The sequence below is a fragment of the Ralstonia edaphi genome (assembly GCF_958350185.1).
Lineage (GTDB): Bacteria > Pseudomonadota > Gammaproteobacteria > Burkholderiales > Burkholderiaceae > Ralstonia > Ralstonia edaphi.
This window is the reverse complement of sequence record NZ_CATWHI010000002.1, coordinates 467916-490051: the sequence shown is the minus strand read 5'-3', so window position 1 is coordinate 490051 and position 22136 is coordinate 467916. Positions and strand designations below refer to the sequence as shown.

At 65.4% G+C, this 22136-nt stretch carries 21 protein-coding genes; 5 read left to right on the top strand and 16 right to left on the bottom strand.

Annotated features, from left to right (window positions below; genetic code table 11):
- Positions 1 to 9 precede the first annotated feature (9 nt).
- Genes guaD through xdhA form a run of 5 tightly spaced genes read right to left on the bottom strand, consistent with a single transcriptional unit; the run spans position 10 to position 7347 of the window.
- The gene (guaD, locus tag R2669_RS07460) at positions 10 to 1344 is read right to left on the bottom strand and encodes a guanine deaminase (protein WP_316899448.1); all 1335 of its coding nucleotides are present in this window, start codon (positions 1342 to 1344) and stop codon (positions 10 to 12) included.
- Between the two features lie 17 nt (positions 1345 to 1361).
- Complete coding sequence (locus tag R2669_RS07455) at positions 1362 to 2399, bottom strand: adenosine deaminase (protein WP_316899446.1); 1038 nt, start codon at positions 2397 to 2399, stop codon at positions 1362 to 1364.
- 2 nt (positions 2400 to 2401) lie between these two features.
- Positions 2402 to 3436, bottom strand: a complete 1035-nt coding sequence (xdhC, locus tag R2669_RS07450; RefSeq protein WP_316899444.1) for a xanthine dehydrogenase accessory protein XdhC — start codon at positions 3434 to 3436, stop codon at positions 2402 to 2404.
- 13 nt (positions 3437 to 3449) lie between these two features.
- Positions 3450 to 5816 carry a xanthine dehydrogenase molybdopterin binding subunit gene (gene xdhB / locus R2669_RS07445; RefSeq protein WP_316899442.1) on the bottom strand — a complete coding sequence of 789 codons (2367 nt, stop codon included), beginning with the start codon at positions 5814 to 5816 and terminating at the stop codon, positions 3450 to 3452.
- Positions 5817 to 5820: 4 nt separating this feature from the next.
- Positions 5821 to 7347, bottom strand: a complete 1527-nt coding sequence (gene xdhA, locus R2669_RS07440; RefSeq protein WP_316899440.1) for a xanthine dehydrogenase small subunit — start codon at positions 7345 to 7347, stop codon at positions 5821 to 5823.
- Positions 7348 to 7560: 213 nt separating this feature from the next.
- Here xdhA and R2669_RS07435 point away from each other — a divergent pair, with 213 nt between their 5' ends.
- Entirely contained in the window at positions 7561 to 8508 is a 948-nt protein-coding gene (locus R2669_RS07435) for a LysR substrate-binding domain-containing protein (protein ID WP_316873275.1), read from the top strand.
- Between the two features lie 45 nt (positions 8509 to 8553).
- On the opposite strand, the gene R2669_RS07430 is transcribed toward R2669_RS07435, so the two are convergent.
- Positions 8554 to 9402 carry an ABC transporter substrate-binding protein gene (locus tag R2669_RS07430; RefSeq protein WP_316899438.1) on the bottom strand — a complete coding sequence of 283 codons (849 nt, stop codon included), beginning with the start codon at positions 9400 to 9402 and terminating at the stop codon, positions 8554 to 8556.
- A gap of 158 nt (positions 9403 to 9560) precedes the next feature.
- On the opposite strand from R2669_RS07430, the gene R2669_RS07425 reads away from it, so the two are divergent.
- The 4 genes from R2669_RS07425 to R2669_RS07410 are packed head-to-tail and all read left to right on the top strand — an operon-like array spanning position 9561 to position 14320.
- Complete coding sequence (locus R2669_RS07425) at positions 9561 to 10661, top strand: substrate-binding domain-containing protein (protein WP_316899437.1); 1101 nt, start codon at positions 9561 to 9563, stop codon at positions 10659 to 10661.
- A 56-nt stretch (positions 10662 to 10717) separates the two neighbouring features.
- Positions 10718 to 13252 carry an ABC transporter permease gene (locus R2669_RS07420; protein ID WP_316899435.1) on the top strand — a complete coding sequence of 845 codons (2535 nt, stop codon included), beginning with the start codon at positions 10718 to 10720 and terminating at the stop codon, positions 13250 to 13252.
- Between the two features lie 35 nt (positions 13253 to 13287).
- A complete protein-coding gene (locus R2669_RS07415; protein ID WP_147214697.1) occupies positions 13288 to 13692 on the top strand; it encodes a group II truncated hemoglobin in 405 nt (134 codons plus the stop codon).
- Between the two features lie 49 nt (positions 13693 to 13741).
- Positions 13742 to 14320, top strand: a complete 579-nt coding sequence (locus R2669_RS07410; RefSeq protein ID WP_316899434.1) for a DUF924 family protein — start codon at positions 13742 to 13744, stop codon at positions 14318 to 14320.
- 12 nt (positions 14321 to 14332) lie between these two features.
- On the opposite strand, the gene R2669_RS07405 is transcribed toward R2669_RS07410, so the two are convergent.
- The 10 genes from R2669_RS07405 to R2669_RS07360 form a co-directional block, all read right to left on the bottom strand.
- Positions 14333 to 14917: an LOG family protein gene (locus tag R2669_RS07405; RefSeq protein WP_147214699.1), complete on the bottom strand. Its 585-nt coding sequence runs from the start codon at positions 14915 to 14917 to the stop codon at positions 14333 to 14335.
- Positions 14914 to 15633 carry a TetR/AcrR family transcriptional regulator gene (locus R2669_RS07400; RefSeq protein ID WP_147214700.1) on the bottom strand — a complete coding sequence of 240 codons (720 nt, stop codon included), beginning with the start codon at positions 15631 to 15633 and terminating at the stop codon, positions 14914 to 14916. The genes R2669_RS07405 and R2669_RS07400 overlap by 4 nt, the downstream gene beginning before the upstream one ends.
- A gap of 137 nt (positions 15634 to 15770) precedes the next feature.
- Entirely contained in the window at positions 15771 to 16235 is a 465-nt protein-coding gene (locus R2669_RS07395; protein WP_147214701.1) for a diacylglycerol kinase, read from the bottom strand.
- 12 nt (positions 16236 to 16247) lie between these two features.
- Entirely contained in the window at positions 16248 to 17291 is a 1044-nt protein-coding gene (locus R2669_RS07390; RefSeq protein WP_186829263.1) for a glycosyltransferase family 4 protein, read from the bottom strand.
- An 86-nt stretch (positions 17292 to 17377) separates the two neighbouring features.
- The gene (locus tag R2669_RS07385; RefSeq protein ID WP_316889544.1) at positions 17378 to 18328 is read right to left on the bottom strand and encodes a UDP-2,3-diacylglucosamine diphosphatase; all 951 of its coding nucleotides are present in this window, start codon (positions 18326 to 18328) and stop codon (positions 17378 to 17380) included.
- Positions 18329 to 18570: 242 nt separating this feature from the next.
- Positions 18571 to 19587: an esterase/lipase family protein gene (locus tag R2669_RS07380; protein ID WP_316889542.1), complete on the bottom strand. Its 1017-nt coding sequence runs from the start codon at positions 19585 to 19587 to the stop codon at positions 18571 to 18573.
- A 30-nt stretch (positions 19588 to 19617) separates the two neighbouring features.
- Positions 19618 to 20142, bottom strand: coding sequence for an RDD family protein (locus R2669_RS07375; RefSeq protein ID WP_316889539.1), 525 nt, complete (start codon positions 20140 to 20142; stop codon positions 19618 to 19620).
- Between the two features lie 97 nt (positions 20143 to 20239).
- Positions 20240 to 21079: a DUF3106 domain-containing protein gene (locus R2669_RS07370; protein ID WP_316889537.1), complete on the bottom strand. Its 840-nt coding sequence runs from the start codon at positions 21077 to 21079 to the stop codon at positions 20240 to 20242.
- Between the two features lie 11 nt (positions 21080 to 21090).
- Entirely contained in the window at positions 21091 to 21531 is a 441-nt protein-coding gene (locus tag R2669_RS07365) for a DUF3619 family protein (protein ID WP_147217666.1), read from the bottom strand.
- On the bottom strand, positions 21528 to 22094 hold the full coding sequence (locus R2669_RS07360) for an RNA polymerase sigma factor (protein WP_147217668.1): 567 nt from the start codon (positions 22092 to 22094) through the stop codon (positions 21528 to 21530). The genes R2669_RS07365 and R2669_RS07360 overlap by 4 nt, the downstream gene beginning before the upstream one ends.
- Between the last annotated feature and the right edge of the window lie 42 nt (positions 22095 to 22136).

The following is a 22136-nucleotide window of genomic DNA, read 5'->3' as shown; positions in this document are numbered from 1 at the left end:
ATAAGTGCATCAAGCGTTGGCGCCAACCGCAAATTTGGCGGGTTCACCCTGCACGTAAGTGGCGGATACCGCACGGTCCTCGCCCAGCAGCGCCAACGAGAACAACAGCTCTTCCAGCGTTTCCGAGCGGGCGTTGCGGCGGGCCAGCAGCGGCGTGGCGGCGGGGTCCAGCACGATGAAGTCGGCTTCGGCGCCGGGCACGAAGCTGCCGATGCGGTCTTCCCAACCCAGCGCTTCAGCGGCGCCGCGCGTGGCCAGGTAGAACATCCGCAACGCCGTCAGGTGATAGCCGCCCATGCGCGCGACCTTGTGCGCCGTGCCCATCGTGCGCAGCATCGAGAACGAGCTGCCGCCGCCCACGTCGGTCGCCAACGTAAGCGCCAGGCGGTGCGCGTCGTTCTTGTGGAAGTTGTAGAGGCCGCTGCCCAGGAACAGGTTGGAGGTGGGGCAGTGCGCCACGGCTGCGCCGGATTCGGCCATGCGTTGGCGGTCACCGTCGTCCAGCCAGATGGCGTGGCCGTAGAAGGCGCCTTTGCGCAGCAGCCCGTAGCGGTCGTAGACGTCCAGATAGCTGCGTGCGTTCGGGAACAGGTCGGCCACCCATTTCACTTCGTCGGGGTTTTCTGCGACGTGCGTCTGGATGAAGACGTCCTTGTATTGCTTGGCGAGTTCGGCGCAGGCCTGCAGCTGCGCTTCGCTCGAGGTGGGCGCGAATCGCGGCGTGATGGCGTAGGCCAGACGGTCCTTGCCGTGCCAGCGCGAGATCAGGTCGGCGGTGTCGCGCGCGCCGGATTCGGCCGTGTCGCGCAGGTATTCCGGGCAGTTGCGATCCATCATCACTTTGCCGGTGATCATGCGCATGCCGCGTTGCTGGGCTTGCGTGAACAGCGTCTCGGCGGAGCCGCGGTGCACGGTGCTCCACACCATCGCGCTGGTCGTGCCGTTGCGCAGCAGTTCGTCGAGGAAGAACGAGGCGACGCCGGCGGCGTACTGCTCGTTTTCGAAGCGGCGCTCTTCCGGGAAGGTGTACGTCTCCAGCCAGTGCAGCAGGCCCGGCGACGGCGACGCGATGATGTCCGTCTGCGGGAAGTGAATGTGTGTGTCGATGAAGCCTGGGACGATCAGCTTGCCGCTGTAGTCGTGCAGTTGCGTGCCGAGGGGCAGGTCTTCGCGCAGCGCGGCATAGTCGCCGGCCTTGACCACCTTGCCGTCCGAAACTACGAGCAGGCCGTCTTCCCAATATTCATAGGCATCGCGCTCGCGATACTGCGGGTCGTGCAGGAAATGCAGCACACGGCCGCGGTAAGCGTGAACGGAGTTGGAAGTCGGAGGCATCGTGGTCATCGTCGTCTCGTGGATTTTTAGTGTGCGGCTTTCCAGTGGTCGTCGACCTTGGCAAGCCACAGGGCTTTGTCCTGTTCGGGCAGGAAGGACGCCTCGAAGCTGTTGCGTGCGAGCGTGTGGGCATCGGCCGCAGACAGGTCAAGGGCGTTGAACGTGGCGAGCCAGTTGGTGTTCATGTAGCCGCCAAAGTAGGCCGGATCGTCGGAGTGCAGCGTCACAGCGCAGCCGGCGTCCAGCAGTTGCTTGAGCGAGTGATCGCGCAAGTCGGGGTAGACCTTCAGTTTTTCGTTCGACAACGGGCAGACCGTCAGCGCGATGCGTTCGGCGGCGAGGCGCTTGACGAGCGCGGCATCGTCGATGGCGCGTACGCCGTGATCGATGCGCTCCACCTTGAGGATGTCCAGCGCGTCGATCACGTATTGCGCCGGGCCTTCTTCACCGGCGTGGGCGACCAGGCGCAGGCCGAGTTCCTTGCAGCGGGCGAATACGCGTGCGAATTTTTCCGGCGGGTTGCCGCGCTCGGACGAATCCAGCCCCACACCGATGATGCGGTTGGCCGGGTCCTGGATGTAGGGCAGGGCTGCTTCGAGCGTGTCGAAAGCGTCTTCTTCGCTCAGATGGCGCAGGAAGCAGAGGATCAGCGCGCTGGAGAAACCGTGCTCGCGCTCGGCGTCATCCAACGCGCGGACGATGCCGTGAATGACCACATGCATGGGCACGTTGCGGGCGGTGTGCGTCTGCGGGTCGAAGAAGATTTCGGCGTGGTGGACGTTGTCGGCAAGCGCGCGTGCCACGTACGCGGCGGTCATGTCGTAGAAATCCTGCTCGGTGAGCAGTACGCTGGCGCCGGCGTAGTACAGGTCGAGGAACGATTGCAGATCGTCGAAGGCGTAGGCGGCGCGTACTTCTTCAACCGATGCATACGGCAGCTTGACGCCGTTGCGCTCGGCCAGCGCGAACATCAGTTCGGGTTCGAGCGAGCCTTCGATGTGGATGTGCAGTTCAGCTTTCGGGCTGGTGGCAATGCATTCTGCAAGCGCGGAGGAAATCGGCATGATCAGACAGGCGTGGGGACTCGGTAAGGGACCGCCGCGCCGCTGCTGGCGCTGGTGAGCGCTTGTTGTTGCAGCTCTCGCACCTGCAGCAGTTGCGCGACGACGGATACCGCAATGATATCCGGCGCCTTGTCCACAATGCCCGCCACGCCAATCGGGCACACCATTTCCGGCAGGCGCGTAGGGTCCACGCCGTGTTCGACCATGCGATGCTCGAAGCGCGCGCGCTTGGTCTTGGAGCCGATCAGGCCGAAGTAGGCAAAGTCCGTGCGGCGCATGATGCGTTCGCACAGCGCAAGGTCCAACGCGTGGTTGTGCGTCATGACCAGGAAGTAGCTGCCGGCGGGCGCGTGGTCGATCACGGCTTCCGGCGTGTCGGTGGATTCGATGACGACATTCGGCGGCACTTCCGTGGGAAACGGGAACATCGCATCGCGCTCGTCCACCCACGTCACGCCGCACGGCAGATGGGCCAGCGCACGCACAATGGCGTGGCCGACATGGCCCGCGCCGCACAGCACGATCGACATGTCGGGCGGCAGCACGGTTTGGGTGAATCCGTTGGCGTCGAGCGTCACGCCGGCTGCGGCGGCATCTCCGATGCTCGCTTCGACAGGCGCCTCCACATCGGTCGGCACAAATCGACGCAGGCTGCGGCGTTGGCGCATGGCGTCGTCCGCAAGCCTGATCCATTCCACATCGCGCGCATCGAGACGCTCCAACGACAGGCGGACCACGCCGCCGCAGCATTGGCCGAGTGCCGGCCCCAGCGGAATGCGCACGAACTGGCGGCGCGCTTCGCCGGTGGCCTGGGGCGCGTCCATCATCGTCTGGGCGATTTCCATCGCGCGCCACTCGAGATGGCCGCCGCCGATGGTGCCGTAGAAACCGTCGATACCCACCAGCATGAGCGTGCCCGGCTCGCGCGGCGCGGAGCCCTGCACGTCCGTCACCGTGACCAGCACGCACGGCTGCCCGGCCTGCACGGTGGCAAGCACTTCGGCGAAGCGGAATGGGCGCAGTTGCGTGTGGTCCATGGTGTCTCCCAACTCAGGCCGTCAGCGGGGCGCTGCGGATGGCATCCACGGCCTTGAGGATTTCCTCGCTGGTCGCCGGCGCATTCAGCGGCGGGTTCGTGCGGCCATCGCCAACCGCAGCCACCGCATCGCGAATGGCGAAGAAGACCGAGAACGGCAGCAGCAGCGGCGGCTCACCCAGCGCCTTGGACCGGTGGATGCTGTCTTCCACGTTGGCGTTGTTGAACAGGCGCACGCGGAAATCCGGCGGGCAGTCGTTGACCGTCGGGATCTTGTAGGTGGACGGCGCATGCGTCATCAGCTTGCCGTTCTTGTTCCACCACAGCTCTTCGGTCGTCAGCCAGCCCATGCCCTGGATGAACGCGCCTTCCACCTGGCCGATGTCGATGGCCGGGTTGATCGAGCGGCCGGCGTCGTGCAGCACGTCGGCGCGCATCAGGCGCCATTCGCCGGTCAGCGTATCGACGACCACTTCCGACACGGCTGCGCCATAGGCGTAGTAGTAGAACGGGCGGCCCTTGAGCTTGGCTTGGTCCCAGTGCAGCTTGGGCGTGGCGTAGAAGCCGTCTGACCACAGCTGCACGCGGGCAACATAGGCCTTGCCGATCAGCTCGTTGAACGGCACGCGGCGCGTACCGATTTCCAGATGGTCGCCCGCGATGGACACCGTCTCGATGGGCGCTTCGTAATGCTCGGCCGCAAACGCGATCAGGCGCTGGCGGATCTGGCGTGCGGCGTCTTGCGCAGCCTTGCCGTTCAGGTCGCTGCCTGTGGATGCCGCCGTGGCGGACGTGTTGGCGACCTTGCTGGTGTCCGTGGCCGTCACGCGGATGCGCGAGAACGACACGCCCAGTTCGTGCGCCACCACTTGCGCGACCTTCGTGTTCAGGCCCTGGCCCATTTCGGTGCCGCCGTGGTTCACGAGAATCGACCCGTCGTTGTAGACGTGCACCAGCGCGCCGGCCTGGTTGAAGTGCTTTACGTTGAACGAGATGCCGAACTTCACCGGCGTCAGCGCCAGGCCGCGCTTGAGGACCGGGCTGGTCGCGTTGAATGCGCGAATCGCTTCGCGGCGGGCGCGGTAGTCGGACGTCGCTTCGAGTTCGTCGAGCAATTCATGGATGACGTTGTCCTCCACCGTCTGCCCGTACGGCGTGACGTTGTTCTTGTCCTTGCCGTAAAGATTGGCGCGGCGCACGTCGAGCGCATCCTTGCCGACCGAGCGCGCGATGTTGTCCATGATGTATTCGATGGCGAACGCGCCTTGCGGGCCGCCGAAGCCGCGGAAGGCGGTGTTCGACTGCGTGTTGGTGCGCGCGCAGAAGCCGTCGATCTCCACCTCGGGCAGCCAGTAGGCGTTGTCGAAGTGGCAGATGGCGCGCGTCATCACCGGGCCGGACAGGTCCGCCGAGAAACCGGCACGCGAGGTCATGTCGACCTTGACACCCTGAATGCGCCCGTCGTCATCGTAGCCGGCTTCGTAGGCGAAGCGGAAGTCGTGCCGCTTGCCGGTGATCATCATGTCGTCGTCGCGGTCCGGACGCAGCTTGACGGGGCAGGCGAGTTTCCACGCCGCCAGCGAAGCGCAGCAGGCAAACAGGCCCGACTGCGATTCCTTTCCGCCGAAGCCACCGCCCATGCGGCGGCATTCGACCAGCACCTGGTTGGCGTGCCAGCCCAGCATGTGCGACACCATGTGCTGCATCTCGGTCGGATGCTGCGTCGAGCACCACACGTGCATGCCGTTGTCTTCCTTCGGCACGGCGTACGAGATCTGGCTTTCGAGGTAGAACTGCTCCTGGCCGCCCAACGACATCTTGCCGGCTTCAGCGTGGGGTGCAGAGGCGATGCGCTCAGCCGGTTCGCCGCGCTTGAGGTGCATCGGCGGCAGCACGGACTTGCCGGCGGCACGCGCTTCTTCAGGCGTCAGCAGCGGGGGCAGGACTTCGTATTCGATATTGCCCAGACGCGCCGCACGGCGGGCCGCATCGTGCGACGTGGCCACCACGATGAACATCGGCTGGCCGATGAAGTGCACCGTGTCGGTCGCCAGGATCGGGTCGTCGTGAATGATCGGGCCGCAATCGTTCGTGCCTGGAATGTCGGCCGACGTGAATACCGCCACCACGCCGGGCGCGGCCTTCACGCGATCCAGATCCATGTTGACGATGCGCGCATGCGCTTGCGTGCTCATGCCCAGCGCCGCGTGCAGCGTGCCGGCCAGCTCCGGAATGTCGTCGGTGTATGTGGCGGTGCCCGCAACATGCAGGTGCGCAGATTCGTGCGGGCGCGAAATGCCCACCACAGCGCCGCGCTGGCCGGGCATGGCGGCAGCAATATCGGCTTCCGCCAGCAGGAAGGCTTCGGTTTGCTTGTTCATGTTCTTAGGCTGCCGTGAGGGTATTCAATTCGACCGCGCGCACATTGATCTGTTCGGGCGCGAGCGGCGCATCGACGCGGGTTTCCAGCCAGAAGCGATACACCGTGTTGGCAGCCGATATGCGACGGTAGTTGTCGGTCGCGCGCATGTCGGTCAGCGGGGTGTAGTCGCGCGACATGGCTGCCATGGCAGCGCGCACGGTCGCTTCGTTCCACGGCTGGCCGACGATGGCGTTTTCCGTCTCTGTCGCGCGCTTGGAGGTCGCCGCCATGCCGCCGTAGGCGATGCGTGCGCTGCGCACGCGCGTTTCGCCATCCTGGCTGTCCAGCTCGATGGCCAGCGCCGCGCACACGGCGGAAATGTCCTCGTCAAAGCGCTTCGAGAGTTTGTACGTACGGAAGCGCAGGGCATCGCGGCCCTCACGTGCGTGGATGCGCAGGCCCGCAACGAATTCGCCTTCTTCCATCGCGTTCTTCTGGTAGGCGAGGTAGAGGTCTTCAAGCGGCAACTCGCGGCGGGCTTCGCCACGCTGCAGCACGACGCGCGTGCCGATGGCGATGAGCGCGGGTGCCGAGTCGCCGATCGGCGAGCCGTTGGCGATATTGCCGCCCAGCGTGCCGGCATTGCGGATCGGCAGCGAGGCAAAGCGCTTCCACAATTCGGTCACTTCGGGGTAGTCCGCAGCCAGGAATTCGTAGGCTTTTTCCAGCGAGACAGCGGCGCCGATTTCGATCCAGCCATCGCGCTTTTCCAGTGCGTACAGATCGGCCACCTGGCCGATGTACAGGATGTCGCCCAGGTCGCGGAACTGCTTCGTGACCCACAGGCCGACGTCGGTGCTGCCGGCCAGGATGCGGATGTTCGGATGCGCGGCCTTGATGGCGGCGAAAGCGGACGCGGTACGCGGTGCGTAGAAGCGAGGCGCATTCTCGGTGCCGATGGGCGCATAGCTGAAGGTGTCCTTGCGCTGCAGCTTGCGCAGCGTGTCGGCCAACTGCGTGCGGTCGATGCCTGTCGGCGCGGGCAGCTCGAACATGCGTTCGCCGGCGTCGATGATGGGACGGTATCCGGTGCAGCGGCACAGGTTGCCGGTCAGGGAATCGCAGATGGTCTGGCGCGACGGAATCGGCGCCTGGTTGCCGGTGTTTTCGTACAGGGCGTACAGCGACATCACAAAGCCAGGCGTGCAAAAGCCGCACTGGGATCCGTGGCACTCCACCATGGCCTCTTGCACGGGGTGGAGCGTGCCATCCTTGCCGCGCACGTCTTCCACGGTGAACAGCGCCTTGCCGTCCAGCGTGGGCAGGAACTGGATGCACGCGTTGACGGCCTTCAGGCCGACGCTGCCGTCTTCCTGCAGTTCGCCGAGCACGACGGTACACGCACCGCAATCGCCCTCGGCGCACCCTTCCTTGGTGCCGGTGCAGTGTGCGTCTTCACGCAGGTACTGAAGCACCGTCCGGGTGATCGGGGCGTCCGTAACGGTGCGGACCTGGCCGCGGTGGAAGAAGCGGATGGGCTGAGTCTCCATGGGGGTTCTACGCCTGTTTGTGTGTGTAACGGAACCATAGCACCGGCCTAGGAATGCAATATTTGGCCCATGTGATAACCCGCATCGGAAAGCCAAAATCCGGGGTATACCCGCCGGTAGCGGTCTGGCGGCGCGGCGTGCAAGTGACATACACTGAAAGTGTCCCCAAGCACGTTTTTTTGAAGGGTCGGCGCAGCCGATACCCGCCTCCAGATGCACGGCAAAGATCACCTCGATACCTACCTCCTGCGCGTTCTCTACACGCTGCTCACCGAGCAGAGCGTGACGCGCACGGCGGTCAAGCTCGGCCAGTCGCAGCCGGCCATCAGCAACACGCTCAAGCGCCTGCGGGAGATCACCGGCGACGCCATCCTGGTGCGTGGCAAGAACGGCATGGTGCCGACCGAGCGCGGCCATGACCTGCTGTCGCTGGCGCAGCAGAGCCTGGAGGCGATGGAGCGCATTGCACGTCCGTCGCAGGATTTCGATCCGGGCAACACCACGCGGACGTTCCATCTGGGGGCGCCGGATTATCTCGATGCCTTTTTCCTGCCCAACATCGTCGAGCGTCTGCGCAAGCAGGCGCCGCAAGCCAAGCTGGTGGTGCATCCGCTCAATGCCGGCGTGGATTACCTGGCCGCGCTGGAGCAGGGCGGCATGGACTTGGTGATCGGCAACTGGCTGTCGCCGCCGGAACATCTGCACATTTCACCGCTGTTCGACGATGAAGTCGTCTGCATGCTGGGTGCGCAGCACCCGTTGGCGCGCAAGGGCATCTCGCTCAAGCACTATGTGGAGATGCCGCATCTCGCGCCCGCGCCGTATGCGGTCATGCAGCGCAGCATGATCGATCAGGCACTTGCCGAGCAGGGGCTGAAGCGGCAGATCCAGGTATCGCTGCCGTATTTCGGGCTCGTGCCGTATGTGCTGATGCGTACTGATCTCGTCTTTACCACCGGTCGCCAGTTCGCGGCGCACTGTGCTCAGTATTTGCCGATCCGCATCCTGCCGGCGCCCATAACGTTCCCGAAAATGCGCTTCTACCAGCTCTGGCATGAGCGCAGCCACGCTGCACCGGATGTGATGTGGCTGCGCCGGATGATCGGTGAAGTGGCGGCCGAGCTGCCACAGCATTCGCAGCTGGAATCGGCGGTGGCCTGAACCCTGCCGCCAGCCGATCCGCCATGGGTTGGGCCCGGCTCGCTTTCACTTTCCGCTTGCCACGGCCTTCCCGTAATCCGGGAAAAACACCTGTTCCCCGTTGACCTTGAAGTCCGCAATCACCTGCTGACCCGCCGGTGACGTGATCCATTCGATGAGCTTGGTCGCATCGGTGTAGTTGATGCCCGGGTATTTCTTCGGGTTGACCGCGATGATGCCGTAGGGGTTGAACATGCGCGGGTCTCCGGCCAGCACGATGCCGAGGCCCGTCTTGGCGCGGTAGGCGCCGTAGGTCGCGCGGTCCGAGAGTGTGTAGGCATTCATCTGCGCGGCCATGTTCAGCACTTCGCCCATGCCGAGCCCTGCGCTCACGTACCACGGCTTGCCCTTCGGGTCGATGTTGGCGGTCTTCCAGTAGGCTTTTTCCATGACATCGGTGCCGGAGTTGTCGCCGCGCGAGATGAACTTGGCGCCGGCTTTTTCGCCCGCCGCAGCGATCGTCTCCATCCCCTGAATGACGTTCTTCTGACCGCGCACGTGGGCTGGGTCAGATTCGGGGCCGACGAGGATGAAGTCGTTGTACATCACGTCGCGGCGGTCGATGCCGCCCCCGGAGGCGACGAAGGCGTCTTCCAGTTGGCGGGCGTGCACCAGCACCACATCCACATCCCCCGATTCGCCCAGCTTGACCGCCTTGCCGGTGCCAACGGCAATCACCTGCACATGGATGCCCGTGGCCGCCTCGAACTTGGGCAGCAGGACCTTCAGCAGACCGGAGTTTTCCGTGCTGGTGGTGGTGGCCATGCGGAGATCGCCAGCATATGCGGTGGTGGCAACCGCCAGCGTCAGGCAAATGAGAGCAGGTAGCCGAAGGGCTTTGGACAATCCGGGCATGTTGTGGGGGTTAGCGCGAAGGCGTGGACGCTTTATGTCGGATGCTGCATGATGGCGGCAACGTCGGGGGCAGCCAGCGACCACGAGATGCCCGCCCCGGAATGAGCAGGATTGTTCTCCCGGGCCACGGCGGAAGTAAATAGGAAACCATAAACATAATGACATTCCAGTTCGAAGTATTTCCGGTGGTGGGGCCGGACGACAACCCGCGTGCGAACGGCAAGGTGTTTCAGTTGCTGCGGGCTGTTCGAGAGACGGGGTCGCTGCACCGCGCGGCGAAGCAGGTGGGGCTGTCATACCGGCACGCCTGGGGGGTGATGCGGTCGTGGGAAGAGATGCTCGGCCGCGCGCTGCTCGACATGGAGCGCGGCCGTGGCGCCTCGCTCACGCTTTTCGGTGAGCGCATGCTGCGCGCTGAGATGCGTCTGCGCGAGCAACTCGATCCGGTGCTGCATCAGGCCATGGGGCAGTTCCTCTCAGAGTTGGAAGACGCTTCCCAGTCCCAGGCGCGCATCCGTTTTTCGGGCAGTCACGACCCCGCCGTGGAACTGCTGGCCGAGACGTTTGCGCGGCAAAGCCACGGCGCCCATATCGATACGGTGTTCTGCAGCGCCGTCGAGGGGTTGATCTGCCTGCAGGAAAAGCAATGCGAGGTGGCCGGTTTCTACGTGGCGCCGCAGCAAGGTGCGGGCTCGATCGCGCACCAGACCCTGCGCAAGTGGCTGCGCCCGACCGCCGTGCGCCTGATCGCCCTGGCCGATCGCGAGCAGGGGCTGATGATGTCGGCGGAATGGGCGGGGCGGGTGCTGTCGCTCGGGGACCTTGCGCGCACGCAGGCGCGCTTCATCAACCGCCAGCGCAGTTCGGGCACGCGCTTGTTGTTCGATCAGTTGCTGGTGGCGGCCGGCCTGTATCCCGACCAGATCAATGGGTATGACGAGCAGGAATTCTCCAGCGACAAGATCGCCGTGGCCGTCCAGGAAGGGCGGGCGGACGTCGGCTTCGGCCTGCGCCCCGGCGCCGAAGCCCACGGCCTGCATTTTGTGCCGCTGACGCGCGAAACGTACTACCTGGCGGTGCGCCGCAATGACGCGCTGTCGCCTTGGGTGCGCGAGCTGATCGAGCGCATCGGGCAGCCGGCCTTCCGCGAAGGTCTGGGCCATCTCGCCGGCTACCGGCCGACCGAGCACGTTTCGCTGCTCACCGCCGAGCAGGCGCTGCCCTGGCACGCTGACGAGGCCCGCGCGCTGGCCCGCTGAAGTCGTGCGAACATGGCGGGGTTTGCGCCATTGCGCGCCTCGTTCATGTTCCGCCCATGTCACGTTTCTCCGTCTGGACCCAAGCCCTGCGCATGCTGCGCCGCGACTGGCGCGCCGGTGAACTGAACCTGCTGCTCGTTGCGCTGGTGCTGGCTGTGGCCGCGCTGGCGTCCGTCAGTTTCCTCGCCGATCGCATGCATGCCGGCCTGGAGCGCGACGCGCGTCAGCTGATCGGCGCGGATGTGCTTGTCGTGTCCGACCAGCCGCTGCCGCCCGACATCGAGGCACATGCGCGCGCGCGCGGCCTGCAGGTCACGCACACCGCCACGTTCCCCAGCATGGCGAGCACGTTGACCAAGGGCGCGTCGGGCGAACCTGCTTCGCAACTCGCCGCCATCAAGGCCGTCGACGTGGGCTACCCGCTGCGCGGCACACTGAAGGTCAGCGATGACGGTCGGGATACCGCCGGTGCGCCCATTCGGGGCATTCCCGCCGCCGGCACAGTGTGGGTGGATGCACCGCTGCTCGAAGCGCTCGGCCTTCGCGTGGGCGATGCGATACGCCTCGGCACGCGCATCTTCAAGATCGCGCATGTCATCACCCAGGAACTCGATCGAGGCGCGGGCTTCATGAATTTCGCGCCTCGGGTGATGCTGCAGATGTCGGACCTCGGTTCGACGGGCCTTGTCACCTACGGGAGCCGGGTCACGTATCGCCTGCTGGTGGCGGGCCCGGATGCCGCTGCCGGTGCGTTCCACACCTGGGCCGAGAACGAAGCGAAGACGCGCCAGTTGCGTGGCGTGCGCGTGGAATCGTTGCAGAACGGCCAGCCGCAGATGCGCGAAACGCTGGACCGTGCGGAGCGCTTCCTTTCTCTCGTCGCCTTGCTGGCGGCCATGATTGCCGCGGTGGCGATCACCATGGCCGCGCGCCGCTACACCGCGCGGCATACCGATGCGGTGGCCGTCATCAAGTGCCTGGGGCTCAAGCAAGGGCAGATTCTTGGCACGTTCGCGCTGGAGTTTTTGCTGATCGGCGTGATCGGTTCGGCGGTGGGCGTGGCGCTGGGTTATGGCGCGCATTGGTTGTTGCTCGCATCCCTCGGCGACTTGGTCACGGTGACATTGCCTGCGCCCTCCATCTGGCCCGCAGTCGTGGGCGTGACAGCGGGGCTGGTGCTGTTAATCGGCTTTGCCGTACCGCCGTTGCTGAGCCTCGTGCGCGTGGCGCCGCTGCGCGTGCTGCGACGCGATGTGGCCGAGCGCGCCGTTGCCGCATGGATTGGCTATGCGCTGGGCGCGGCGGCGTTCTTTGCGCTGCTGGTGGTGTCCGCGCGCGACGTGAAGCTTGGGGCGCTGACGGCCGCCGGGTTTGCCGGCGCCATCGTCGTATTTGCGCTGCTGGCCGCCGGCGGATTGCGCGCGCTGGCGGTGTCGCTGGGCCGGGGCCGTGCCTTGAGCGTGGGCTGGCGCTTTGCGTTGGCCGTGCTGGAGCGCCGTCGCGGCGTGAGCGTGCTGCAGACCGTAGCGCTTGCGGTCGGCCTGATGGCCCTGCTGTTGCTCGCCATGACGCGCAACGACCTGATCCGCTCGTGGCACAACGCCACCCCGGCCGATGCGCCGAACCGTTTCATCATCAATATCCAGCCTGACCAGATGCAGGCGGTGGCGCAGGCCCTTGCACAAGCTGGCGTGGCGGATCCAAAGCTCTACCCGATGGTGCGCGGGCGCCTCACGCAGGTGAACGGCCAGGTGATCGATCGCCAGACGTATGCCGAATCGCGCGCCCGCAATCTGGTCGAACGCGAATTCAACCTGTCGTACGCCACCGCGCAGCCGCCTGAAAATCGCATCGTTTCCGGCCAATGGTTCAGTGGACAAAAGCCCGAGGCCTCGGTGGAAGAGGGCATTGCCAAGACGCTCAACCTGCACCTGGGCGATGTGCTGCGCTTCGACGTCGCCGGGCAGACGGTGGATGCGCCCATCACGTCATTGCGCAAGCTCGACTGGAGTTCGATGCGCGTGAATTTCTTCGTCATCCTGCCGCCCGTGGCGCTGCGCGACATGCCGCAGACCTACGTGACTGCATTCCGCATTCCCGCCGGGCAGGCCGATCTGCCGGCCAAGCTTGTGCGCGAGTTTCCGAACCTGACGGTGGTTGATACCGAGCTGATCCTGCAGCAGGTGCAGGGCGTGCTGGACCAGGTGACAGCGGCGGTGGAATTCCTCTTCGTTTTTACGCTGGCGGCGGGTGTGCTGGTGTTGTACGCAGCGCTCTCCGGCTCGCGCGACGAGCGCTTGCGCGACGCCGGCGTGCTGCGCGCGCTCGGGGCGGGGTCCGGCGTAGTACGCCAGACGCAGTACGCAGAGGTGCTGATCGTGGGTGGCCTCGCCGGGCTGATGGCCGGGGTGGGCGCGATCGCCATCGGCTGGGTGCTGTCGGCGTACGTCTTCGATTTTCCGTATCGTTTCAACCCGGCGATCCTGCCGGTGGGCATCGTGAGCGGCATGGCGTGCGCCTTTGTTGGCGGCTGGCTCGGCTTGCGCGACGTGCTGCGTCGCCCGGCCATGGCCACGCTTCGTGACGCGTGACGACGCCCGAATTTTCTTGATGTGATTGACGCTGTATGACTGATGCAACTTCCGGCCAGGAAGCCCTGGCCTTCGACCTGATTGGCGGCGAGGCGCGCGTGCGCGAACTCGTTGACCGCTTCTACGACCTGATGGATCTGGAGCCCGAGTTTGCGGTGCTGCGCGCGCTGCATCCGCAAAGCCTCGATGGATCGCGCGACAAGCTGTTCTGGTTTCTGTGCGGCTGGCTGGGCGGCCCGAATCATTTCATCGAGCGCTTCGGCCACCCGCGGCTACGTGCCCGCCATATGCCGTTCGAGATCGGCACGCAGGAGCGTGATCAGTGGATGCGCTGCATGGCCCTCGCCATGCAAGACATCGGCCTGGACGAAGCCCTGCAGATGCGGCTGATGCAGGCGTTCTGGCAGACCGCCGACTGGATGCGGAACGTGCAGCGCTAAGGTGCCGCGCGAAAGCGCACCCTACAAGAAAACATTCGAGGAGACCCCGATGATCGGTTTGCCCACCGCAGACGACGTGCTCGCGTTCTGGTTCGGCAATGCGCCGCTGATTGACGCCCGCTCGGAGTGGTTCACCAAGTCCGATGCGTTCGATGCCGAGATCCGCGCGCGCTTCCTGCCGCTGTGGGAGGCGCTTTCCACGGGCGAGCCCGACACCTGGATGGACACGCCGCTCGAAGCCATCGCGCGCATCGTCGTGCTCGACCAGTTCTCGCGCAACATGTTTCGCGGCACCGCGCGCGCCTTTGCCAGCGACGCCGCTGCGTTGCATACCGCGCAGATCGTCGTGGCCGCAGGATGGGATGCGCAATTGCCAACGCGCCATCACCGTGTGTTCTGCTACCTGCCGTTCGAGCACAGCGAGGCGCTGTCGGCGCAGGATGAGTCGATTCGCCTTTACACGCGCCTGCGCGACGAGGAAGGCGATGCGGACCCGCTCATCTGGGCGGAGAAGCACCGCGAGATCGTGGCGCGCTTCGGGCGCTTTCCGCATCGCAACGAAGCGCTCGGGCGCGTTTCCACGCCCGAGGAAGTGGAGTTTCTGAAGCAGCCAGGGTCGTCGTTTTAGCGCTGACGGGGCTTATGTGCGCTCTCGGCGCTCCGACCATTTGTCGACCGTCTCGCGTGGCGCACGCGCCAGCATGTCGATCAACGCTGCAGGGTCGTCGCTCACGTGCAGCAGGTCAGCGTGGTGACGCTTGAGGAATCCTTCCTGCACCGCATGGTCGATGAAGGCCAGCAGCTTGTCGTAGAAACCGGCCACGTTCAGCAGGCCGATGGGCTTGTTGTGATAGCCGAGTTGCAGCCACGTGAAGGTCTCGAACAGCTCTTCGTAGGTGCCGACGCCGCCCGGCATGGCGATGAAGGCATCGGCACGATCGGCCATCATCTGCTTGCGCTGGTGCATGCTGTCGACGATGTGCAGTTCGGTCAGCTCCTTGTGCCCGACCTCCTTGCGCACCAGCGATTTCGGGATGATGCCGATGACCGGCTTGCCACCGTGGAGCACCGCATCGGCCACCACGCCCATCAGGCCGACATTGCCGCCGCCGTAGACGAGCGTGAGGTCGCGCTTGACCATCTCGTTGCCCAGCGCGATGGCGTTGGCTTTGTATTCCGGGCGCTCGCCCGGGCTGGAACCGCAATAAACGCAGATCGATTTCATTTAGCAGGGGTGTTGTTGCTTGGGGTGCCCGGGGTGCCGGTGGGCGGATCGTTGCTGCGGCTCACCGCCAGCAAATCGAACGCCCGGCGCGGCTTGCCACGCAGGTAAGGCGCGAGGATCGACAGGATGTGGTAGCTCGCGCCGTGCAGGTGGTCACGGATCGCGTTCTGGTCGTTGTACTGGCGCGGGTGCTGGACGAACTGGAACGACAGCCAGTAGGTGGCGATCACGACGATGTTGGTGCAGATGACGTCGACTTGCTCCGCCGTGGCTTCCATCTCGCCGTCTTCGATGAACTGGTGGCAGATGTCCATGGCGAAGTGGCGTTTCTGCTCGACGATGCGCTTGAAGTTCAGTTCAAGCATGCGGTTGCGCGCGAGCAGATCGTTGATGTCGCGGTACAGGAAGCGGTAGTTCCAGAGAAACTCCGACATGTACTGCAGGTAGCCCCACGTCTCGTCGAGTGTGGCCTTGTGGTCGTCCGGCAGCTTCAGGCGACGCGCGATCTCCTGCTCGAACTGCACGAAGATCGAGTTGATGATGTCGTCCTTGTTGCGGAAGTGGTAGTACAGGTTGCCCGGGCTGATCTCCAGCTCTTCGGCGATCGTCGTGGTCGTGACGTTGGGCTCGCCCAGTTCGTTGAACAGGCGCAGCGACACTTCGAGAATGCGATCGCGCGTCCGGCGCGGGCCGGTGGAATGCTGCTTGGTTTCCATTGAACTGCCAAGGCCGGTGGCCCTGTCTCCGTGGCGTATTGGTGCCCGGATTATAAGAGATCGTGCTTGTGCAACGACCCCCACATGCCGCGGGGAATACATTGCCAAACGTTGTCGCCGGCTTTTCGCTGGTGTTCCTAATGCAACAGCGACACCGCCCACGGCCAGGCGATCGCCACCCACGTCCCCACACACAGCAGCAGGGCGAGCATGACCGCTGCGCTGCCGAAATCCTTGGCCCGCTTGGACAGCCCGTGCTGCTCCAGCGAGATGCGGTCGACCGCCGCTTCCACGCTTGAATTGAGCAGTTCCACGATCAGCACCAGCACCAGCGTGCCGAGCATCAGAATGCGCTCGACCACGGTGGCGGGAATGACGAATGCGCACGGCAGCAGGATCGCGCACAGCGTCAGCTCCTGGCGGAACGCGCTTTCCTCGTCGATGGCGAAGCGGATGCCGCTGATCGAGTTCTTGAGCGCAAACCACGCGCGCGTGATGCCGCGATTGCCTTTATGCGGGTTGTCGGCCGGCGAGTACGCGCCTGGCGCCGGCGGTGCGGGCGGATTGTCCAATCGCCGATCCGGCGGGGTGGTGGGCTTCATGGAACGCAAGGCTCAGGCACCCGCAGCGGTGGACGGCTCGGCGGCCTTGGTGTTGCCAGCGGAGGCTGCGGGCATCGGACGCAGGTGCGCGAGGAATTGCTCCGAGGCGGCGCGCCATGAGAACTTCTCGGCATGCGCACGCGCCGTGGCGCGGTCGATGCGCAGCGCTTCCAGGCAGGCTTCGCGCAAGTCTTCGCGCATCGCGCCAGCCGGCGAATCGCCGAGTACGTCGATCGGGCCCGTCACCGGATACGCGGCCACCGGCAGGCCGCTGGCGAGTGCCTCCAGCAGTACCAGGCCGAACGTGTCTGTGCGGCTGGGGAAGACGAACACATCGGCCGAGGCGTACACCTTGGCCAGCTCCGGCTGCTTGAGCACGCCGAGGTAGCTGGCATTCGGGTACTTCGCCTTCAACCCGGCCAGCGCGGGGCCTTCACCCACCACCCATTTCGAGCCCGGTAGATCCAGCTCCAGGAAGGCTTCAACGTTCTTTTCCACGGCCACACGGCCGACGTACAGGAAGATCGGGTGCGCCGTGTTGAGCACGTTGCTGCGCTGGGCGGTGAAGATGTCCAGATCGACGCCGCGCGTCCACAGCACGCCGTTGGTGATGCCGTAGTCGGCAAGGTCTTTCAGCACCACGGGCGTGGGCGCCATCACGGCTTGGGCGGGGCTGTGGAACCAGCGCAAGAAGCGATACGTCCAGGCCAGCGGAATACCGAACCGCGCCTGCACGTACTCCGGAAAGCGCGTGTGGTAGGCCGTCGTATAGGGCAGCTTGTGGCGCAGCGCGTAGGCACGTGCGGCCAGACCCAGCGGGCCTTCGGTCGCGATGTGTAGCGCTTGCGGGGCGAACTGTTCGATGCGCTCCCGCACGCGCTTGGACGGCAGGATCGACAGGCGGATTTCCGGATACGTCGGGCACGGCACCGTCTTGAATTCCAGCGGCGTGATCATGTCGACGATGTGCCCCATGGCCTCCAGCTCGCGACGCGTCTGGGTGAGGGTGCGGACGACGCCGTTGACCTGCGGTTCCCAGGCATCGGTGACGATCATGACTTTCACGGGCTCTCCTTGGGGGGTAGGGTGGGCGGCAGCGGGCTGCACGAGGTCGATGCTGGTGTGGGTCATAGAGGCTTCCATCAGGCGGCGGCCGCAGCGGCACGGCGTGCGCGGCGGGAGGTGCGCGGCGCATCGAGCAGATGCGTCCAGTAGACGATCTGCAGTTCGCCTTCCATGGTTTCGACCAGTGCAGAGAGGCTCTCCACCCAGTCGCCGTCGTTGCAGTAGAGCTGGCCGTCGATCTCGCGGATTTCGGCCTTGTGGATATGCCCGCAGACCACGCCGTCGCAGCCGCGGCGGCGTGCTTCGTCCGTCATCACACGCTCGAACGAATTGATGAAGTTGACCGCGTTCTTGACCTGGTGCTTCAGGTATTGCGACAGCGACCAGTACGGAAAACCCAGCCGCCCGCGGATGCGGTTGAAGTGCCGGTTCATCGCCAGGATGAACGTGTAGAGCGAGTCGCCGACGTAGGCCAGCCAGCGCGCGTGCTGCATCACGCCGTCGAACAGGTCGCCGTGCACGACCCACAGGCGCTTGCCCGTGGCGGTCACGTGCACAGCGTCTTCAGCGACCTCGATATCGCCAAAGTTCAGGCCGTGGAACTGGCGCGCCATCTCGTCGTGGTTGCCCGGGATGAAGACGACGCGTGTGCCTTTGCGCGCGCGGCGCAGCACCTTCTGCACCACGTCGTTGTGGGCCTGCGGCCAGTACCAGCCCTTGCGCAGTTGCCAGCCGTCGACGATGTCGCCCACCAGGTACAGCGTGTCCGATTCGTGATGCTTGAGGAAGTCGAGCAGGTAGTCGGCCTGGCAGCCCGGCGTGCCGAGATGGATGTCCGACAGCCAGATCGTGCGGTAGCGCTGGATTTTTTCGGCGGGCGAGTCAGTGTCGCTGTCGGCCGAGCGATCGGGCGCCAACGTCGAAGCCGGCGTGGCGACCGGTGCCTCGTGCTCGCGCACATCGCCCCGACCTGCCGGTACAGCCGAGCCCAGCGCACCCGCAGCGGCGAATCCGGCGGCCATTTGCATCAGCGGCGGTGGAGCGTTCCAGTCGGAACCGGTGAGGGGAGCAGCGCGAAAGCGTTGCGCGAGGCGGCGGAGAAATCCGGGGCGCGATGGCAGATTTGGCAGGACCATGTCGGCAACAGAGGCTGCGTTGGACGGATTTCGCCATCGCTGCATGAAAAAGCCGTGTCAGAAACATGACCGTCACGTGACGTGCTCGCTGGGAAGGGGGCGCGAACGCCGAAGAATTGCGCCAGGCGCGGGTTTCAGGCAGACGGGGCCGCAGCGCTGTTTTCGATACGCGCGAGTTCCGCCAGCACGGCATCCCGCACGCGCGCCTCGCATAGCAGCGACACATGGCCGACGCCCGCGAACGGAACGTGCCGCGCGCCTTCCAGCCAGGAGGCTCCGGCCGGCCCGACGATGGAGTCGTGCCACGAAAAAATCGACGTGATGCGTGCTCGTACAGCCGGCGTTTCGGACGCTGCAAGCTGGCGCAACCAGGGGCTGGCCCAAGCCATCTGGCGCACGTTGTGGCCGCGACCGCTTCGGGCCATGGCCGTGCCGCGATGTGGCGTGCCGAGTGTGATGACGTGGGCAACAGCGCTGGGCTCCGTCTGGCGCAGCAACGCTCGTGCGGCGAGCCCGCCCATGCTGTGGCAGAGCAGGACGGGCGGACGGCCGTGAAGGCGCGTCAGGCGCGCGACAGCGGCGGCAATATCCCGGGCGTAGTCATCGATATCGCCCAGCAGCGGCATGAGGTCGATGGCGTCGGTCGGGTGGCCGGCAGCGGCTACATGTTGCTGCATCGGCAGCCATACCGCGCGATTGCAGCCATAGCCGTGGATCATCAGCACAGGCACGCGCTTGCCGCCGCCCGCCGGTGCATCGAACGCGGCGCTCGCGCGGAACGGTTGCAGCACGTTGAACATCCATGCCACGCATACACATTCACGCAACCAACATGCGATGAAACCGGCGATGCCGATGCGGTGTTCGTGAGGTACGGGCATGCGGTCCCACATGGGGTCGTCCGGTATCGCGGTGCCCAGGCTCCTCAACGACACCAGGAACGCCCACCCGACCGAAACGAGATACCCGAGTATCAGCGCTGCGCCTGCGAGCAACGTCGCTGCGGGCCAACTCCATCCGCCCCAGCGATATGCCGCCCAGCCAACGGCCAGCGTCGCCACACCTTGCAGCGCCACGGCAATACGGCGCGCGGTGGCCGCAGTCAGGAAGGCGAGGGGGACGGGGGAGGTGGGGAGATCGGCGCGCGTCATGGTGAAAGTCGTCGCCGACTGTAAAGGCAATCAGTCGCGCACCAGCCGCGTGCCGGCCAGCCGATCATGCAGAAACTGGCGTTGCGGATCGAGCCACGCCAGTGCGCCCCAGGCCAGCAGGCACCCCAGTGCGACAGCGGCGCCGGCCCAGCGGGACGCCCCGCTCAGGTGGATCACGCCGACGGCCGCAGCCACCCACACCCAGGCCAGCAGGTAGCGCGCAACGGCTCGGCCCAGCGAAATAGGCGATCCATCGGCGTTGACCACACGCATGCGCCACGTCTGCATCGCGAGCGTCTGGCCGCGTTTGCGCCAGAACCAAACGAAGTACAGACCGAGTGCGAGAAAGCCCCACACCTGCAGGCCGACATCGCCGGTGCGCGCGAGCGGCGGCACGATCAGGCGCAGCAGCAGAAAGATGGCCGTGGCGCCAAACATGACGCCAAACAGCAATAGGCCTTCGTACAGCATCGCGGCAAGACGGCGGCGCAGCGTGGGCGCGGCAAGCGGATCAGGTGCCGCAACGGGTGAAGACGAGGAAGCGGAGGTGGCCATCGAACAGAGTGTGAGCGCTGTGCGCGCAATGCGTCATGTGCCGGCGCGGAGGTCGCGCTGCACGCGGTTCGGATTATGCCAAAAGGGTTGGGCCGCCTCAGCCGCCCAGCACCGTGGAGGGCGGCGGATTGCCCGACTCGCCACCAGTGGTAGTCGGCGGCGCAACAGGGTGCACCGGGGTGAGCGGCGCGCTGGCGGGTGCGGGCGCGGCGGCGGCAGGTTCCGGTGCAGGGGTCGCCGCTGGCGCGGATGCCGCGGCGGTCGCCTTGCTGGTCGGCGCGGATTTGGTCGTGCCCGGTTTGGTGCGCGCACCGTGATGGATCGATTTGGCCGCGTCCTTGGCCAAGCCCGCGCCGCCCGGCAGCGCCGTCACTGCGGACGGGTGCTTTTGCGCCTTGGCCGCGGCGGCCAGCGCTTTCTTCTGCTCTTCCGTCAGTTGCTGGTAGCTCTGCCAAGCTTCGCTCTTCTTCTGCACCGGAAGCGACTTGGTGGTCTGGAAATTCTCGCGCGCGCGGTGGCGTTGCTCAGGTGTGAGCTTGACCCAGTCCGCCATGCGGGTTTGCAGGCGCTGCTGTTGAGCCGGCGTGTATTTCGGATACGCCTGTGCAATCTGCAGCCACTTCTTGCGGGCCAATTCCGGCAAGCCGTTCCATTCCGGCGCCAGCGGCGCGAAGATGCGCTGCTGCACAATGGTCAACTCGGCCCAGTTCGGGTGGACGGCGGGCAGCGGGTTGGTTGCGGGCGGTGTCGGCAGATCAACCGGCGCGTTAACCGTCACGCCAGATGCCGCGGCAGGCGCGGAAGCGGCCGGCACCTGTGCGATCGCAAGCCCCGCCGTCAGGCCGACCGCGCCGATCAAGGCAACGATCCCGGCGCGCAGGCGCAGTGTCCGTCCGCCTCGCGGTGGTTGGCCGTGGGTGTGCTGGAAGTTGCTCATCGATCAGCCTTTCACTGATCGTGCTTCAGGTACTGATGGAAGCCTTGATCGGCGTAAGCGGCCAGCGGCAGATCGTCGAGCAGCATTGCGGCATCGACCTCCGCGAGTTCGTCCACGCGTTGCTGCTGTTGCCACTGATAGATGCCCGCGAGCCCAGCGACCAGCGCAATGGTCGGCCACAGCAGGCCGAGGCGGCGCAGGACTGCGGCGGCGCGCTGCAGCGGCGATGGTGCTTCGCCTTCCGCCTCGAAGGACACCGAGCCGACGCCTGGCATTGCCAAGGCAGGCGAGCGCACCGTGCTCGGCACTTCCGCTTTCTTGTGCGCAAGCGCCGTCCGGCGCGCCGCAGCGAGGCGGTCGCGCACGTCGGGCGGCAACTGTCCTGCCGACTCGTTCAGAGCGGTTCGGACGGCATGCACAAAACGGCGTTCTCGAAGTTCTACCTTGTTCATAGTCGGATCCCTCGCGCCCGCAGCGCTTGGGCCAGGGCGTGTGTTGCCCGCGAGCAGTGCGTCTTTACACTGCCCTCGGAACAGCCCATCGCCTGGGCTGTCTCGGCAACATCCATGTCCTCCCAGTAACGCATCAGGAAGGCCTCCCGTTGACGCGCGGGGAGTTTCTCGATTTCGCGTTCCAGGATTTCCAGCATTTGCGAGCGCTCGACCTTGTCGGCGCTGCTTTCCGCCGCTGTGGTGCCGGCTTCGCTTTCGATCAGTTCCAGCGGGTCGGTGTCGTCGCCCTCGGCGTCCGTGCGGAAGCTGGAGAACAGGCTCACCCACGTGTTGCGCACCTTGGAGCGGCGGAACCAGTCGTGAATGGTGTTCTGCAGAATGCGCTGAAAGAGCAGGGGGAGTTCGGCCCCCGGCTTGTCGCCGTATTTTTCGGCCAGCTTGATCATGGCGTCCTGCACGATATCGAGCGCGGCATCGTCGTCGCGCACCGCGAAGACCGCCTGCTTGAAGGCGCGTTTCTCGACGCTTAGGAGAAAGGCCGACAGTTCCTGTTCAGAGGCCATACAACGGCGGGTGCGAATCCTGTGAGGCAGCCGCGCGAAAAT